Below are 16,481 nucleotides of genomic sequence, written 5' to 3' on the forward strand. Positions count from 1 at the left end.
ATCGACGCAGAAGATCCTGACACCGGGGTAATCCGTGAAAAAGCTCTCCGCACGACGACGCCATCCGCTGGCGGCGCTCGTCGTCCTACTCCTCGCGCTGGCGTGCACGGGGGGGCTGTACGCCGTGTTCGCGCCCGCGGGCAAGGCACAGGCAGATGAAACCGCCCAGTCCCTGGCCATCGACGAGGGCAAGAAGCTCTTCGCCGTAGGCTGCGCCAGCTGCCACGGCACCGGCGGTCAGGGCAGCTCCGACGGTCCGAGTCTGGTCGGCGTGGGCGCCGCGGCCGTCGACTTCCAGGTCGGCTCCGGGCGTATGCCGGCGGCCACCTCCGAGGGCCCCCAGGTGGTGAAGAAGAAGAACATCTACACCCAGGCCCAGATCGACCAGCTCGCCGCGTACGTCGCCTCCCTCGGCGCCGGCCCGAACGTCCCGACCGAGGCCCAGTACGGCCCGGAGGGCGCGGACATCGCCAAGGGCGGTGAGCTGTTCCGCACCAACTGCGCCCAGTGCCACAACTTCACCGGCAAGGGCGGCGCCCTCACCAAGGGCAAGTTCGCTCCGACCCTCGAGGACGTGGACCCCAAGCACATCTACGAGGCCATGCAGACCGGCCCGCAGAACATGCCCTCCTTCCCCGACACCACCCTGTCGGAGCAGAACAAGAAGGACATCATCGCGTACCTGCACGCGGTCAACGGCAGTGAGACGAACAACCCCGGTGGTCTGGAGCTGGGCGGCCTCGGGCCGGTCAGTGAGGGCCTGTTCTCCTGGATCTTCGGTCTCGGCGCGCTGATCGCGGTCGCCGTCTGGGTCGCCGCTCGGACCGCAAAGGCCAAGAAGTCATGAGTAGCCAAGACATTCCCGAAGAGAACCTGCCCGCTGAGCAGGGCCACGCGCACGGCAGCGCCGTAGGGGTCGCGGACGAGCGGAACCCGTTCGCGGACCCCGGGCTGCCGCCCCACGAGCACCGTGTCCAGGACATCGACGAGCGGGCCGCCAAGCGGTCCGAGCGCGCGGTCGCCTTCCTGTTCACCCTGTCGATGCTCGCCACTGTCGGCTTCATCGCCTCCTATGTGGCGATCCCCGCCGACAAGTCGGTCTTCGTGTTCCCGATCGGTCACCTCAGCGCGCTGAACTTCGCGCTGGGTCTGACCCTGGGCACGGCGCTGTTCACCATCGGCGCCGGCGCGGTCCACTGGGCCCGCACCCTGATGTCGGACGTCGAGGTCGCCGACGACCGGCACCCGATCGCGGCCGAACCCGAGGTCCGTGCCAAGGTCCACGCGGACTTCAAGCAGGGCGCCAAGGAGTCGGCGATGGGTCGGCGCAAGCTGATCCGCAACACGATGTTCGGCGCGCTCACCCTGGTGCCGCTCTCCGGCGTCGTACTGCTGCGCGACCTCGGCCCGCTGCCCGAGGACAAGCTGCGCCACACGCTGTGGGCCAAGGGCAAGCTCCTCGTCAACATGAACACGAACGAGCCGCTGCGCGCCTCGGACGTCGCCGTCGGTTCGCTCACCTTCGCCAAGCCCGAGGGCCTGGAGGAGCACGACGAGGAGTTCCAGAACGAGATCGCCAAGGCCGCCCTGATGATCGTCCGGCTCCAGCCCGACAACATCAAGGACAAGCGCGAGCTCGAGTGGTCGCACGAGGGCATCGTGGCGTACTCGAAGATCTGCACCCACGTCGGTTGCCCGATCTCCCTGTACGAGCAGCAGACGCACCACGTGCTGTGCCCCTGCCACCAGTCCACCTTCGACCTCTCCGACGGTGCCCGAGTGATCTTCGGCCCCGCCGGTCACGCCCTGCCGCAGCTGCGTATCGGCGTGAACGACGAGGGCTACCTCGAGGCGCTCGGCGACTTCGAAGAGCCCGTCGGTCCTGCTTTCTGGGAGCGCGGATGAGCACCAACGAGAACAACGAGCGGCGCGGCAAAGCGCCCGCCGGCGAGCGCGTCGCCGACTGGGCCGACGGCCGGCTGGGGATCTACTCCCTCGCCAAGGCCAACATGCGCAAGATCTTCCCCGACCACTGGTCGTTCATGTTGGGCGAGGTCTGCCTCTACAGCTTCATCATCATCATCCTGACGGGTGTGTACCTGACGCTGTTCTTCCACCCGTCGATGAACGAGGTGGAGTACCACGGCAGCTACATCCCGCTCCAGGGACAGCTGATGTCCGAGGCGTTCAGCTCGACCCTGCACATCTCCTTCGACGTGCGCGGCGGTCTGCTCATCCGGCAGATCCACCACTGGGCGGCGCTGATCTTCCTCGCCGGCATGTTCGTGCACATGATGCGCGTGTTCTTCACGGGCGCGTTCCGCAAGCCGCGTGAGATCAACTGGCTGTTCGGCTTCCTGCTGTTCGTCCTGGGCATGTTCACCGGCTTCACCGGTTACTCGCTCCCGGACGACCTGCTCTCCGGCACCGGCGTCCGCTTCACCCAGGGCGCCATCCTGTCGATGCCGATCGTCGGCACGTACATCTCGATGTTCCTGTTCGGCGGGGAGTTCCCGGGCCACGACTTCGTGGCGCGGTTCTACTCGATCCACATCCTGCTGCTGCCGGGCATCATGCTCGGTCTCGTGGTCGGCCACCTGATCCTGGTCTTCTACCACAAGCACACGCAGTTCGCGGGCCCCGGCAAGACCAACAAGAACGTCGTCGGCATGCCGCTGCTGCCGGTCTACATGGCCAAGGCCGGAGGCTTCTTCTTCCTGGTCTTCGGTGTCATCGCGGTCATCGCCGGCATCGCGCAGATCAACCCGATCTGGGCCATGGGCCCCTACCGTCCGGACCAGGTGTCCACCGGCGCCCAGCCCGACTGGTACATGGGCTTCGCCGAGGGTCTGATCCGTTTCATGCCGGGCTGGGAGGTCAACATCTGGGGCCACACCCTGGTCCTCGGTGTGTTCATCCCGCTGGTCCTCTTCGGTGTCGTCCTCGCCGCGTTCGCCCTCTACCCCTTCATCGAGTCGTGGGTCACGGGCGACAAGCGCGAGCACCACATCCTGGACCGTCCGCGCAACGCCCCCACGCGCACCGCGTTGGGAGTCGCCTGGGTCACGATGTACATGATCACCCTGGTGGGCGGCGGCAACGACCTGTGGGCCACGCACTTCCATCTGTCGATCAACTCGATCACCTGGTTCGTCCGGATCTTCTTCTTCGTCGGACCGGTCATCGCGTACGTCATCACCAAGCGGATCTGTCTCGGCCTCCAGCGCCGCGACCGGGACAAGGTGCTGCACGGCCGGGAGACCGGCACCATCAAGCGCCTGCCGCACGGTGAGTTCATCGAGATCCACGAGCCGCTCAGCCAGGAGCAGCTGCACACCCTCACGGCTCACGAGCAGTACGAGCCGGCCGCGATCGGTCCGGCGGTCGACGAGAACGGCGTCGAGCGCAAGATCAAGCGTTCCGAGAAGCTGCGCGCCAAGGTCAGCGACGCGTACTTCGGCGAGGACCAGCAGATCCCGAAGCCGACCGTGGAGGAGTACAAGGAGATCACGAGCGGCCACGGCCACCACTGATCGCTGAGGCGTCGCCACGCCCCGCACGAAGGGCCCCGTCCGCTGTTCGGACGGGGCCCTTCGCCGTGTCCCCTGGCTGGATAGGGTGGGGGCATCCTGTCCTTTTCGAGGTACGACACCCAGGAGCGGCTATGAGCGCTGTGACCCCCGCTGGAGGCGACACCGCGGCGGGCCGTTCCTGGCCCGACGTGCTGAACGCCCTGCTGTACGGCCGCGACCAGAGCGCCGAGGCCACGGGGTGGGCGATGGACCGGATCATGCGCGGCGAGGCGACGGACGCTCAGATCGCCGGGTTCGTGGTGGCCCTGCGGGCCAAGGGCGAGACCGTCGAGGAGATCAACGGACTCGTGCGGACCATGTACGAGCACGCCAACGTGATCGAGGTGCCCGGCCGGACGGTGGACATCGTCGGCACCGGCGGCGACGGCGCCAAGACCGTCAACATCTCCACCATGTCGGCGATCGTCGTCGCCGGCGCGGGCGCCACGGTCGTCAAGCACGGCAACCGGGCCGCGTCCTCCGCCTCCGGCGCCTCGGACGTCCTGGAGAAGCTCGGGGTCAACCTGGAGCTGACCCCGGCACGGGTGGCCGAGGTGGCCCAGGAGGCCGGGATCACCTTCTGCTTCGCGGTGAAGTTCCACCCGGCGCTGCGCCACGCGGGTGCCGCCCGCGGCCAGCTGGGCATCCGCACGGTGTTCAACATCCTCGGCCCGCTGACCAACCCCGCCCGGGTGCGGGCCCAGGCGGTCGGGGTCGCGGACCCGCGCATGGCGCCGGTCGTCGCGGGCGTCTTCGCCGAGCGCGGCAACTCCTCGCTGGTCTTCCGGGGTGACGACGGCCTCGACGAGCTGACCACCACCGCCACCTCCCGGGTGTGGGTCGTACGCGACGGCAAGGTCACCGAGGAGACCTTCGACCCGCGTGACGTCGGCCTCGAACTGGTCCCGGTGGAGGCCCTGCGGGGCGGGGACCCGTCGTTCAACGCCGAGGTCGCCCGTCGACTCCTGGACGGCGAGACGGGCCCGGTCCGGGACGCCGTCCTGCTGAACTCGGCGGCGGCCCTGGTGGCCCTGGAGCCGGGCTCCGGGACCCTCGCGGAGCAGATCCGCGCCGGCATGGACCGGGCGGCGGAGTCGATCGACTCGGGCGCCGCCAAGCGGGCCCTGGACCGCTGGGTCGCCGCCAGCAACGCGTAACCGTCGCCGGTGCGGTCCCGCGATCCGGACACGGGTTGCGGGACCGCGATCACTTCACGTACGTTCCTGTACCAGGTCATGAGTGACAGTCATGAGGCCCCGGCCGACTGTCCGGCAACCCTCCGTCCGTGGCGGGGTGCCCCGGGTGAAGACCAGGCCGTAGGCAGTGAGGTCTACGGCAAGCGCGGACCCCTCGCACGCCAGGGGTCCTGGTCTCGAGGGAGTCTTCCGTGAGCAAGCGAATGCGATAGGGCGTAGAGCCCCGCCTCCGCACATCCCTTTTCTCCTTGCTGCCTTTCCTCTCACGGGAGCTTTGTCATGTCCGTCTCCACCGCTGTCTCCAACGCTGCCTCCGCCCAGGACATTTGTGCGCCTCTGCCCGTTCTCGGCCGGGATGTCACCGTGCCGCTGGTCACCGGCGGTGAGGTGACCTACGCGGCGCTCGACTACGCGGCCAGCGCCCCCGCCCTCCAGCGGGTCTGGGACGACGTCGCGGCCTACGCGCCGTACTACGGCAGCGTCCACCGGGGCGCCGGCTACCTCTCGCAGCTCTCCACGGACCTCTTCGAGAACGCCCGCAAGACCGTCGCCGAGTTCCTCGACTGCCGCGCGGACGACCAACTGGTCTTCACCCGCTCCACCACGGACTCCCTGAACCTCCTGGCCGCCGCCCTCCCCGCCGGCTGCCAGGTCTTCGTCTTCGAGACCGAGCACCACGCCTCCCTGCTCCCCTGGACGGACGCCCGGGTCACCTACCTCGACGCCCCGCGCACCCCGGCGCAGGCCGTGGCGACCCTGGAGCAGGCCCTCGCCGCCCGCGACCCGCACGGACCGGCCCTGGTCTGCGTCACCGGCGCCTCGAACGTCACCGGCGAGCTGTGGCCCGTACGCGAGCTCGCGGCGGCAGCGCACGCGCACGGCGCCCGGATCGTCCTGGACGCCGCCCAGCTGGCCCCCCACCACCCGGTGAGCGTCCGTGACCTGGACGTCGACTGGGTCGCCTTCTCCGGCCACAAGCTGTACGCCCCCTTCGGCTCCGGAGTCCTGGCCGGCCGCGCCGACTGGCTGCAGGCCGCCGAGCCCTACCTCGCGGGCGGCGGGGCCAGCCGCCGGGTCACCCGGCGCGAGGACGGGGGAGTGGCCGTGGAGTGGCACGAGAGCGCCGCCCGCCACGAGGCCGGCTCCCCGAACGTCATCGGCGTCTACTCCATCGCGTCGGCCTGCAAGGCCCTCACGGAGGCCGGCTTCGACACGCTGGTCGCCCGGGAGCGGTACCTGATCGAGAAGGTGCGGGCGGGCCTGGCCGAGGTCCCGGAGGTGCGGATCCTCTCCCTCTTCGGCGACGACGCCCCGCGCGTCGGCGTGATCTCCTTCGTCGTCGACGGCTGGAACAGCTCCCACTTCGCCGCGGCCCTCTCCGCCGAGTACGGCATCGGCGTCCGCGACGGCCTCTTCTGCGCCCACCCCCTGGTCCGCACCCTCCTCGGCACCGCCCCCGAGTCCCAGGGCGACTGCGGGGCCCCCGAGGCGGCGCCGGGAGAGAAGTCCCTCAACGCCATCCGGGTCAGCTTCGGCGCCGGCACCCCCGACGAGCACGTCGACCGCTTCGTGACCGCGGTGCGCGAACTGGTCACCGACGGTGCGAAGTGGACGTATCGCACGGAGGACGGCCGATGCGTACCGGCCGTCTGACGGACTGACGTCTACCTCTGCCGATACGCTCCCCTCGGCAGCTGTACGGAGGGCAGGGGGAGCACGGAGTGCGGGAGCTGCACGAGACGGATCCTCGGACCATCGGTCCCTACACGGTCCTGGGCAGGCTCGGGTCCGGCGGCATGGGCGAGGTGTATCTCGCCGAGGCGCGCGGCGGGCTGCGGCTCGCCGTGAAGGTGGTGCGGTCCGAACACGCGGAGGACCGTACCTTCCGCGCGCGCTTCAGACACGAGGTGCGGGCCGCGCAGAGCGTCGGCGGGGCGGGGACCTACACCGCCAGGGTCGTGGACGCCGACACCGGCGCCGTACGGCCGTGGATGGCCACCGAGTTCGTGGAGGGGCCGAACCTGCGGGACGCGGTCCTCGACGGCGGGCCCCTGCCGGGGGACGCGGTACGGCTCCTCGCGGCGGCGCTCGGCGAGGCACTGGCCGCGATCCACGCCAAGGGGCTGGTGCACCGGGACCTCAAGCCCTCGAACATCCTGCTGGCGGCGGACGGCCCCCGGGTCATCGACTTCGGGATCGTCCGGGCCCTGGAGGGGACGGCGCTGACCCGGACCGGGGTGGTCGTCGGGTCGGTCGGCTATGTCTCGTCGGAGCAGATCCGCAACGGCGCCCATGTGGGGCCGGCCTGTGACGTCTTCTCGCTGGGCGCGGTCCTCGCGTACGCGGCCGGCGGACGGGAACCGTTCGGCGAGGGACAGGACTCGGTCGTCCTGCTGCGGATCCTGACCGGGGACGTCGATCTGTCCGCCGTACCGGAGCGGGATCTGCCGCTGGTGGAGTCGTGTCTGCGGGACGACCCCGGCGCACGGCCGACGCCCGCGGACGTGGTCGCGGCCGCGGGCCACACCGCGCGCTCCCTGCGGGAGGGCCTGCGGGCCGGCTGGTACGCCACCGACGCCCCGGCGGCGCCCGGGGCCCCGGACGGCGACGAGCGCTGGATGCCGGAACAGGGCTCACGGGAGCGGGAGAGCCGGGTCGAGTACGTGGCGCCCATGACGGCGGCCGACTTACCGACGGTCGTGGAGACCTCGCCACGGCCGCCCTCGCGGCGGCGGCTGCTGGGCCTCCTGGGCGGCGGCGCGGGGGTCGTGGCGGCCGGGGGCCTCGGCGGATGGCTGCTGCTGGACTCCTCGGACGGCACGGTCCGGGTCACGGCCGGCCCCACCCCCTCCGCGGCGTCGGGAACGCCCCGAGTGGGCTGGCAGTACAAGGTCCAGGGGCTGGGCGGGAAGCGCGGGCCCTGCGCCGCGCTGTCGCCCGACGGGAAGCGTCTGTACGTGGGCGGTACGGACGGCTCGCTGCACGCCGTGGGTCTGGACGGACTGAACGTCTGGCAGACCGGGCTGGGCGGGGAGGTCATGCCCCCGCTCGCCACCGCCGACGGCGTCTACTGTCTGCTGTTCGACGGGCAGGAGGGCGCCTCGAAACTCTGCGCGCTCAGCCATGCCGGGAAGGTGCGCTGGACCAAGCCGCTCGCCGCGGCCAACAGCCAGTTCCCGGTGGCCTCGGGCCGGCTGGTCCTGGTGTCGTACGGCGAGAGCTCGAACGCGGGCGGGGTGCGGGCGTACGCCCCCGACGGCAGCGTGCGGTGGAGCACGTCCACCGGGGCGGCGCCCACCAGCGAGCCCATGGTCGCGGACGGCGTGGTGTACGTCGGCACCTTCGGGGACGAGGTACGGGCCCTGGACGCGGCGAACGGGAAGCGGCTGTGGACCGCGCAGGCGGGCCCCGACACCGGGCGGCCCACGCGGGTCGCGGACGCGCTGGTGGTCGGCTCCGGCGGCGAGCAGACGCTGCACGGCCTCGGGCTGACCGGCGCGCGGCGGTGGCAGAAGTCCGACAACCAGCTGGGCGGTGGCCGCTACCTCACCTGGGTGGCCTTCGGCGGCCTCGCCGTCACCGCGAGCGACTACCAGCTCGTGGCCCTGCGCCCCGCCGACGGATCGACGGCCTGGACCCTCCAGCTCGCGGGCGAGGGCATCCAGTACAGCGATCCCACGGTCTCGGGCGGCACCGTCTACCTGCGCAAGGGCTCGATGCTCTACGGCGTGAACCGCCGGGGCAGGCAGACCTGGCAGCAGCGCGCCGAGGGCGGAGCGGCCATCGGCACCCAGAGCCCGGTCGTCCACGGGAACCGCATCTACGTCGCCACCGCCGACGGCATCACCGCCCTCGCCCTGAAGAAGTCCTAGCTGTCGAGGCCGATCGCGAAGGCCGCCTCGAGATCGTGCTGGGAGTAGGTGCGGAACGCGACGTGGGTGTCCGTGCCCTCGACGCCCGGGATCTTGCTGATGCTGCCCGGGATGACCTCCGCGAGGTCCTCGTGCTGCTTCACCCGCACCATGGCGATCAGGTCGTAGGTGCCCGTGACGGAGAAGACCTCACTGACACTGTCCAGCGCGGCGATCCGCTCCGCGATCTCGGGGATCCGGTCCACGCTGGTCTTGATCAGGACGATCGCGGTGATCACGGCTGGTTCTCTCCCTCGGGGGCCGGAGCTGGGGCGGCCCTCACTCTAGTCGCAGGACGAAAACCGGCCCACGCGCAGCAGAGGCCGAGGCCGAAGCCCAGCAGGTGGGCCAGGTACGCCACCCCGGGCCCCTGCGCGGCCTGCCGCAGCGCGACCCACTGGAGGGCCGCCCAGAACGGGAGGACGACCCACGCCGGGAACCGCAGCGGCAGGAAGAGCAGGAACGGCAGGAGACTGGTCACGCGCGCCCGGGGAAACAGGTACAGGAACGCACCGAGGATCGCGGAGATCGCCCCGGAGGCGCCCACCAGGGACTGCGGGGAGCCGGCGTGGGCGGCGGCGTACCCCAGCAGGGCGAGGTAGCCGCAGCCGAGGTAGAAGAGCGTGAACCGGATCCGGCCCATCCGGTCCTCGGTCATCGCCCCGAACACGTAGAGGAAGAGCATGTTGCCCAGCAGGTGCACCCAGCTGCCGTGGACGAAGAGAGCCGTGGCCGGGGTCAGGGCGGCCCGTGCCGACCCCGCGAAGAGCTCGGCGGGCACGACACCCCAGTGGCGGAAGTAGGCCCGCTGCGCGGCGAGCAGCTCGGCGCCGGTGCCGTACGACGGATTGAGGCCCGAGGCCGGACCGATCACGAAGACCAGGCAGCACAGGACGATCAGCCCGTACGTCACGGGCGCCGAGGGTCTTTTGCCGGTCATGGGTACAGAGCATGACGTAACAGGACAGAGGAGGGCGGGGCGCCTCGCCGCCGTGAACGGATGGGCGGCGAGTACGCGCCAGGCCGTAGGGTTACGAGCCACACGCTGCGGGTAGTCCGGGGCGTCACGGGCGCTGGAAACGCGAGAACAGCAAGAACCACGCCAAAACGAGAGAAAGAGGCGGACAGCCACGATGACGGTTCCCCTGCCGACCGCCACCACCCGGTGGCGCTGCGCCCTCTGCGGCAACCTCACCCGGTTCGACGTGACGCGCTCGTCGAAGGTCGTCGAGTACGTCCACCTCGACCTGGCCGGTGAGCCCAAGGTGGAGGAGCGCGAGGTGGTCAGTGAGACCATCGAGTCGGTGCGGTGCCGCTGGTGCAACGCCGTGGATCAGGTGGAACTCGTCGATCGGCCGGGCGCCGGCTCCTGACGGGAGCGGGGCCCGCACAGGTATTGGGGTGTGACGGATGGTGGAGAGCGCAGGCGGGGGGCCGGGCGACGGCGCCGCTGAGATGCTCGACCGTCCGCTGCCCGACGGTGTGCGCCGCCGGGTCGTACAGATCGTCTCGGACGGCTTCGGCGGGCTGACCGTCGCTGAGCTGCCCGCGCAGCTGCGGCAGTACGCCCGGTTCGCCCCGAACCGCAGGGCGAAGTTCGCGGGCACCGCGATGGCGGCCGCGCTGGAGACCGATCCGCTGTTCCGGCAGCGCATCGCCGAGAAGTTCAGAGAGGTCCAGCCGGAGCTGTCCGGCGCCCTGGACTCCGGCTCGCCGACCCCGGCCGCGGATCCGCTCGACGTGGCGGCCGCGGCCTATGTGCTGCGCCCCACCGGCTGGGTCAAGCTGGTGACGGCGGCCGGCGAGGAGGCCCAGCGGGCGGACGCCGAGCGGGCCGACGAGGAGAGCCGGGCGGAGCTGGAGCGGCTGCGTCAGGAGCTCGACCGAGCGCGTGAGCAGACCCGCGCCGACGGGGAGCGGCTGCGCGCCGAGCTGGACACCGTGAAGAAGGAAGCGGAGTCGCTGCACCGCAAACTGCGCTCGGCGCTCAACGACGTCAAGCGCGGGGAGGCCGCGCTGCGCAAGGTGCAGACCGAGATCGAGACCGTACGCGCCGAGGGGCAGGCCCAGGTGTCGGCCGCCGAGAGCGAGTCGCGGCGGCTGAAGGGGCGGCTCACGGAGACCGAGGCCGCCCTGGAAGCCGCCCGGCGTGCGGCGCGCGAGGGGCGCAGCGTCGAGGACATGCGGGTGCGGCTGCTCCTGGACACCGTACTCGACGCGGCGCAGGGGCTGCGGCGCGAACTGGCGCTGCCCCCGGTGTCGGTGCGGCCGGCGGAGACCGTCGACGCGGTCGAACCGGGGCGCATGACCCCCAAGGACATCGCCGCACGCGCCCTGTCGGAGCATGATCCGGCCATTCTCGACCAGTTGCTCGCGCTACCTCAGGCGCATCTCGTGGTAGACGGCTACAACGTCACCAAGACCGGCTATCCGCAGATGCCGCTGGAGAAACAGCGGCTGCGCCTCCTCGGCCAGCTCTCCGCGCTCGCCGCGCAGACCGGCGCCGAGGTCACCTGTGTCTTCGACGGGGCCGAACTCGTCGCTCCGGTGCTGCTGGCGCCGCCGCGCGGGGTGCGGGTGCTGTTCTCCAAGCCGGGTGTCACGGCCGACGAGCTGATCCGCCAGCTGGTGCGCGCGGAGCCGCCGGGCCGGCCGGTGATCGTCGCCTCGACGGACCGCGAGGTCGCCGACGGCATCGCGAAGGCGGGCGCCCGGCCTGTCGCTTCCGCGGTACTTCTGAAGCGCCTGTCCTGAAGCATTCCCCGATGTCGAAGTTGCAGGTTTAATGCCCGAATTAGCGTGAATCGTCACGCAACGTAGCGTCAATCGAGCATCACCGCATGTGAGTTGAATGCAAATACTGCGTTGCGTAACCGGATTTTTTCGGCTGGGGATTTGAACTGATCACGGCGAGGTCACTAAGGTCTGGTGCTCGAACCTCCACACGGGTGATCACTCAAAAGAAGGAGCCCGTCTCCGTGGCGTCCCATCGTCGACCGAAGCAGCCGAGTCGCACACGCGTGACCGTGCTGACCACCGCAGCCGCCGCTGCCGTCGTGCTGAGCTCCCAGGCCGCCAACGCGGCGCCGAGCGAGAAGCTCACCAAGGACGAGGTCAAGGCCAAGGTCGACAAGCTCTACGAAGAGACCGAGCAGGCCACCGAGAAGCTCAACGGGGCCGAGGAGAAGCAGGAGAAGCTCCAGAAGGAGATCTCCACCATCCAGGACAACGTGGCCCGGGGCCAGGCGGAGCTCAACGAGCTGCGCGACTCCATGGGCCTGGCGGCCGCCGCGCAGTACCGCACCGGCAGCATCGACTCCTCCCTCCAGCTCTTCCTGTCGTCGAACCCGGACGACTACCTGGACAAGGCCTCCACGGCCGACCAGCTCAGCGCCCAGCAGGTCGAGGCGCTGAAGAAGATCCAGGACAAGCAGCGCGAACTCGCGCAGGAGCGCGCCGAGGCCTCCGACAAGCTCAAGGACCTCGCCGCCACCCGCACCGAACTGGCCAAGCAGAAGAAGGCCGTCCAGACGAAGCTCTCCGAGGCGCGGGAGACGTACAACACGCTGACCGCCAAGGAGAAGCAGGAGATCGCCGACGAGCAGGACCGCGCCAACCGGTCCTCCACCGAGCGCGTCGACCTCGGCAACACCGGCTCCGCCTCCGGCCGCGCCGCCGCGGCCTTCTCCGCCGCCCAGTCCAAGATCGGCGTGCCGTACGTCTACGGCGCCACGGGCCCGTCCTCCTTCGACTGCTCGGGCCTCACCTCCTGGGCCTACGGGCAGGCCGGCGTCGGCATACCGCGCACCTCGGAGTCGCAGGCCACCATCGGCACGAAGATCTACTCCGCGAGCCAGCTCCAGGTCGGCGACCTCGTCTTCTTCTTCAACGACCTGCACCACGTCGGCCTCTACGCGGGCAACGGCCAGATCCTGCACGCCCCGCGCACCGGCACCGTCGTCCGCTACGAGTCGATGAGCACGATCGGCGGCCCGTTCATGTTCGGCGTCCGCGTCTGACGGTCCGACGCGTCAGACCCGTCCGGCGTCCTCAAGATCAGGACACGACACCGCCCGAACGGGCGAATTGCAGCAACTCGAAGTGACCCCGCGCCCCGCCGGTGACCTGCGTCAGCGGCGGGGCGTCACTCTGCGTGCCGCAAAGAGGTCTTTGGTCACCCCCCGGACACGGGGCTACTGTCTGCCGCGTTTCGTCAGCCAGTGGAAGGAGCGCGGCTTCCCGTGGGGTCCCATCGCCGACTTGCACCGTCCGGGTCCGACCGGGGCGCCGGCCGCGCCCTGTGCGCGCTGTCCGCAGCGGCCGTCGCACTCGGCGCCCTGTCCGCCGTACCCGCCGCGGCGGCGCCGCACGACGACACCCGGGCCGAGGTGGACCGCCTCTACGACGAGGCCGAGCAGGCCACCGAGGCCTTCAACAAGGCCGGCGAACGCGTCGGCACGCTGCGCCGCGAGGTCGGCGGCGCGCAGGACCGGATCGCCCGGCAGCAGGCCCGCATCAACGAGCTGCGCGAGGAACTCGGTTCGCTGGCCGGCGCCCAGTACCGCTCCGGCGGCCTCGACCCCTCCCTGGAGCTGCTGTTCTCCGACGACCCTGACGACTACCTCGACAAGGCCTCCGCCCTCGACCGGATCACCGCCCACCAGGCCGGTGAACTCAGGGAGTTGCAGGGCGTGATGCGCGAACTGGGCCAGGAGCGGACCGAGGCCGCCGCCAAGCTCGCCGAACTGGAGAAGAGCCGCAGGGCCGTCGCCGGCCACAAGCGGACCGTCGAGCGCAAGCTCGCCAGGGCCCGCCAGCTGCTCAACGCCCTGCCGACCGCCGAGCGCGCCGCCTACGACCGGGCCTCCCGCTCCGCCCGCGCCGAACTGCCCGGCCTCACCGGCGCCGCCCCCGCCTCCGGCCGCGCCGCGGCCGCCCTCGCCGCGGTCCGCTCCGCGCTCGGCAAGCCCTATGTCTGGGGCGCCAACGGCCCCACCGGGTTCGACTGTTCGGGCCTGATGCAGTGGTCGTACGCGCAGGCCGGGGTCGCCCTGCCGCGCACCTCGCAGGCCCAGGCCCACGCCGGCCGACAGGTCCCGCTCTCGCAGGCCCAGCCGGGCGACATCGTCACCTACCGCTCCGACGCCAGCCATGTCGGCATGTACGTCGGCAACGGCCAGGTCATCCACGCCCCCTACCCGGGAGCGCCGGTGCGCTACGACCCGGTGGGCATGATGCCGGTGTCCTCGGTGACGAGGCCCTGACCGGGCCCTGACCGAGGCCCGCCCCGGGTGGCCGCCGTACGATCGGGAGAATGGCTGATCGCGGACGGGTACGCGGATCCGGAACCCTCGGGCTCCGTCTCTGCCTCTGCCTGCTCCTGGCCGGCCTGGCCGGGCTGGTCTCCTGCGGCGGGGCCCCCGCGACCGACAGCCCCTCGCGGGCCGACGTGCAGCGGCTCCTCGACCGGCGGGCCGCCGCCGTCCTCGACCACGACCCCCGCGCCTACGCGGCGACCGGGACCCGTACCGGATACGCCGGGCCGGCGGCCGTACCGCTCGCCGCCTGGTCGTACGAGGTGACCGGCGTCGGCCGCGACGGGGACTCCGTGACCGCCGACGCCGAGCTGAGCTACCGCGTGGAGGGCTACGACAAGGCCCCCGTGACCGCCGCCCGCACCCTGGGTCTGGCCCAGGACACGGCAGGGCGCTGGTCCGTGGCCTCGGAGAGGCCCGCGGGGACGGCCGGCGAGCAGCTCTGGGACCAGGGCGTGGTGACCGCCGTACGGGGCGCTCACAGCCTCGTCCTGGGCGTCGGACAGCCGGCCGCCCGGCTGCGCTCCTTCGCGGCCCTCGCCGACACCGCCGTCCCGGCGGTCACGGCGGCCTGGGGCACCGACTGGGCGGGGCACGTCGTCGTCCTCGTACCGAAGTCGCTGGACGGCATGGCGGGGCTGCTCGGCTCGCCCGCGTCCGCCTACCGGGGCATCGCCGCGGTCACGACGGGCGAGACAGGCGGCGGCGCCCGGGCCCCCGCCGACCGGGTGATCATCAACCCCGAGGCGTACGCCGAGCTGGGCGCGGTCGGCCGGCAGGTCGTCCTCACCCACGAGACCACCCATGTCGCCACCCGCGCCCACACCGACGCGGCCACCCCGCTGTGGCTGTCCGAGGGGTACGCCGACTGGGTCGGCTACCGCGCCGCCGGACGCACCCCGCGGCAGGTCGCCCCCGAACTCCGGCAGACGCTCAGCACCGGCGACGTCCCCTCGGCCCTGCCGGCCGACGACGACTTCGGCTTCTCCGGCGACCCGGACCGGCTGGCCCGCGCGTACGAGGGCGGCTGGCTGGCCTGCCGGCTGATCGCCGAACACCGGGGCGAGGCGAAGCTCCGCGCCTTCTACCGGGCGGTCGGGGAGCACCCGCAGCGGGCGGGCGCGGTGGAGGGGGCCCTGGGGAGCGTCCTGGGCACGTCCCTGGCGGCCTTCACCGCCGACTGGCAGGCCTACCTGCGGACTCAGCTCGGCTGACCCGCCGTCGCCCGTACCGCCCGGTCGGGGAGGGGAGACACGGGGGCCGGCGGGACCGTCGAGCGCCACAGGCGTACGGCGGCCAGGACGGCGGCGGTGACCAGGAGGCCGTTGCGCAGGAACAGGAGGGTGATGCCGAGCGGGGTGCTGTCGACCACGTCGCGGAAGTGGACCGGGAACTCCAGGACGGTCAGGAGGCAGGCCGCGAGGACGAGGGCGCTGGGGAGGGTCATGGGCGTCGCGCGGAAGCACAGGCAGACCGCCGCCACGCCGATCAGCCAGACCAGGTACTGGGGGCTGATCACCCGGCTGGTGACCGTGAAGAGCAGCACCGCCGTGAGGGCCGCGTCGGCGAGCGTGTGCGGGGCGAACCGGCGGGCCATCAGGCGCCACAGCAGCAGCCAGCCGAACGCGAGCGCGGTGAGGAACAGGGCCACGTCGCTCACCATGTCCACGCCGGGGCCGAGGAACTCCACCGAGCCGTAGTTCAGCAGCACCTGGCCCTGCCAGCCGAAGTGCCGGGCGAGGTGGAAGACGAGGGAGCCGAGCGACTCCACCTCGGTGCCCCGGTCGCGCTGGAAGGTGAGGAAGGCGAACGCGCCGGGCATCGTGAGCGCGAAGAGGGCGGACAGGGCGGCGACCGTCAGCGCGGCCGTGGCCCAGGCCCGGCGGCGTACCGCGCCCGCCAGGAGCAGCGCCGGCCATACCTTCAGCAGAGCGGCCAGGCCGGTCAGCGCGCCCATCAGGCGGGGGTGGCGGGCGCCCGCGACGAGGGCGGCCACCGCGACCGCCGTGACCATCACGTCGTAGCGGGCGTAGACCGTGGGGCCCAGGAGCGGGACGCCGACCACCCAGACCCAGGCGCCACGCACCGAGCGGCCCGGGCGCCCGGCCGCGTTCAGCAGCAGGACCAGGGTGGCCAGGTCGGCGAGGAAGGCCAGGACGAAGAACGCGGACGCGTAGTCGAGGAACGGCAGCAGGCCGGGGGAGAGGATCGCGAGGGCGGCGGCGGGCGGGTACTGCCAGGTGACGTCGGCCTGCGGGAACGTTCCGGTGCGCAGCACCTCGTACCAGCCCTGGTAGATGGACGACACGTCGGTCGTGACGTCCGGGCCGGGGAAGACGAGCACCTTGAAGACGAACAGCAGCAGCACGAGCCGGGTCACGCCCCAGGCCGTCAGCAGCGAGGTCAGCGGCGGCTGAGCGGCCGCCGCGGTCTTCGTCTCCATGGGCCCATGTTCCCCCTGCGGGCTGTGAGGCGCGGTCCCGCGTG

General features: G+C 71.5%; 14 protein-coding genes and 1 riboswitch. Of the genes, 11 read left to right on the forward strand and 3 right to left on the reverse strand.

Features of this window, described 5'->3' with window-relative positions; translation table 11 throughout:
• The first annotated feature begins 34 nt into the window (after nucleotides 1–34).
• The 6 genes from qcrC (at nucleotide 35) to ACFPIH_RS05445 (ending at nucleotide 8,640) form a co-directional block, all read left to right on the forward strand.
• Complete coding sequence (gene qcrC, locus ACFPIH_RS05420) at nucleotides 35–847, forward strand: cytochrome bc1 complex diheme cytochrome c subunit (protein WP_381175494.1); 813 nt, start codon at nucleotides 35–37, stop codon at nucleotides 845–847.
• Nucleotides 844–1,905 (forward strand): cytochrome bc1 complex Rieske iron-sulfur subunit, encoded by a 1,062-nt coding sequence (qcrA, locus tag ACFPIH_RS05425; protein ID WP_381175492.1) that lies wholly within the window; start codon nucleotides 844–846, stop codon nucleotides 1,903–1,905. The genes qcrC and qcrA overlap by 4 nt, the downstream gene beginning before the upstream one ends.
• Nucleotides 1,902–3,533 carry a cytochrome bc1 complex cytochrome b subunit gene (gene qcrB, locus ACFPIH_RS05430; protein ID WP_381175490.1) on the forward strand — a complete coding sequence of 544 codons (1,632 nt, stop codon included), beginning with the start codon at nucleotides 1,902–1,904 and terminating at the stop codon, nucleotides 3,531–3,533. The genes qcrA and qcrB overlap by 4 nt, the downstream gene beginning before the upstream one ends.
• A gap of 131 nt (nucleotides 3,534–3,664) precedes the next feature.
• Complete coding sequence (trpD, locus tag ACFPIH_RS05435; RefSeq protein ID WP_381175487.1) at nucleotides 3,665–4,729, forward strand: anthranilate phosphoribosyltransferase; 1,065 nt, start codon at nucleotides 3,665–3,667, stop codon at nucleotides 4,727–4,729.
• A 74-nt stretch (nucleotides 4,730–4,803) separates the two neighbouring features.
• Nucleotides 4,804–4,920: riboswitch (SAM riboswitch) on the forward strand.
• Between the two features lie 127 nt (nucleotides 4,921–5,047).
• Nucleotides 5,048–6,421, forward strand: a complete 1,374-nt coding sequence (locus ACFPIH_RS05440; protein ID WP_381175485.1) for an aminotransferase class V-fold PLP-dependent enzyme — start codon at nucleotides 5,048–5,050, stop codon at nucleotides 6,419–6,421.
• Between the two features lie 68 nt (nucleotides 6,422–6,489).
• The gene (locus tag ACFPIH_RS05445; RefSeq protein ID WP_381175483.1) at nucleotides 6,490–8,640 is read left to right on the forward strand and encodes a protein kinase domain-containing protein; all 2,151 of its coding nucleotides are present in this window, start codon (nucleotides 6,490–6,492) and stop codon (nucleotides 8,638–8,640) included.
• Here ACFPIH_RS05445 and ACFPIH_RS05450 read toward each other — a convergent pair.
• Entirely contained in the window at nucleotides 8,637–8,918 is a 282-nt protein-coding gene (locus ACFPIH_RS05450) for an Lrp/AsnC family transcriptional regulator (RefSeq protein ID WP_381175481.1), read from the reverse strand. The genes ACFPIH_RS05445 and ACFPIH_RS05450 overlap by 4 nt on opposite strands.
• On the reverse strand, nucleotides 8,915–9,619 hold the full coding sequence (locus tag ACFPIH_RS05455) for a rhomboid family intramembrane serine protease (RefSeq protein ID WP_381175479.1): 705 nt from the start codon (nucleotides 9,617–9,619) through the stop codon (nucleotides 8,915–8,917). Before ACFPIH_RS05455 ends, ACFPIH_RS05450 begins: the two co-directional genes overlap by 4 nt.
• 193 nt (nucleotides 9,620–9,812) lie before the next feature.
• On the opposite strand from ACFPIH_RS05455, the gene ACFPIH_RS05460 reads away from it, so the two are divergent.
• The 5 genes from ACFPIH_RS05460 (at nucleotide 9,813) to ACFPIH_RS05480 (ending at nucleotide 15,208) form a co-directional block, all read left to right on the forward strand.
• On the forward strand, nucleotides 9,813–10,052 hold the full coding sequence (locus ACFPIH_RS05460; RefSeq protein WP_189702999.1) for a hypothetical protein: 240 nt from the start codon (nucleotides 9,813–9,815) through the stop codon (nucleotides 10,050–10,052).
• A 37-nt stretch (nucleotides 10,053–10,089) separates the two neighbouring features.
• A complete protein-coding gene (locus ACFPIH_RS05465) occupies nucleotides 10,090–11,433 on the forward strand; it encodes an NYN domain-containing protein (protein WP_381175476.1) in 1,344 nt (447 codons plus the stop codon).
• A gap of 224 nt (nucleotides 11,434–11,657) precedes the next feature.
• Nucleotides 11,658–12,698 carry a C40 family peptidase gene (locus tag ACFPIH_RS05470; RefSeq protein WP_381175474.1) on the forward strand — a complete coding sequence of 347 codons (1,041 nt, stop codon included), beginning with the start codon at nucleotides 11,658–11,660 and terminating at the stop codon, nucleotides 12,696–12,698.
• Nucleotides 12,699–12,920: 222 nt separating this feature from the next.
• Entirely contained in the window at nucleotides 12,921–13,943 is a 1,023-nt protein-coding gene (locus ACFPIH_RS05475) for a C40 family peptidase (RefSeq protein WP_381175472.1), read from the forward strand.
• 50 nt (nucleotides 13,944–13,993) lie between these two features.
• Nucleotides 13,994–15,208: a hypothetical protein gene (locus ACFPIH_RS05480; RefSeq protein ID WP_381175471.1), complete on the forward strand. Its 1,215-nt coding sequence runs from the start codon at nucleotides 13,994–13,996 to the stop codon at nucleotides 15,206–15,208.
• Here the strand turns inward: ACFPIH_RS05480 and ACFPIH_RS05485 are convergent.
• Nucleotides 15,196–16,437, reverse strand: coding sequence for a glycosyltransferase 87 family protein (locus ACFPIH_RS05485; protein WP_381175469.1), 1,242 nt, complete (start codon nucleotides 16,435–16,437; stop codon nucleotides 15,196–15,198). The genes ACFPIH_RS05480 and ACFPIH_RS05485 overlap by 13 nt on opposite strands.
• Between the last annotated feature and the right edge of the window lie 44 nt (nucleotides 16,438–16,481).

This window comes from Streptomyces vulcanius (assembly GCF_042653945.1).
In the GTDB taxonomy this organism is placed as follows: Bacteria; Actinomycetota; Actinomycetes; order Streptomycetales; family Streptomycetaceae; genus Streptomyces; species Streptomyces mangrovi.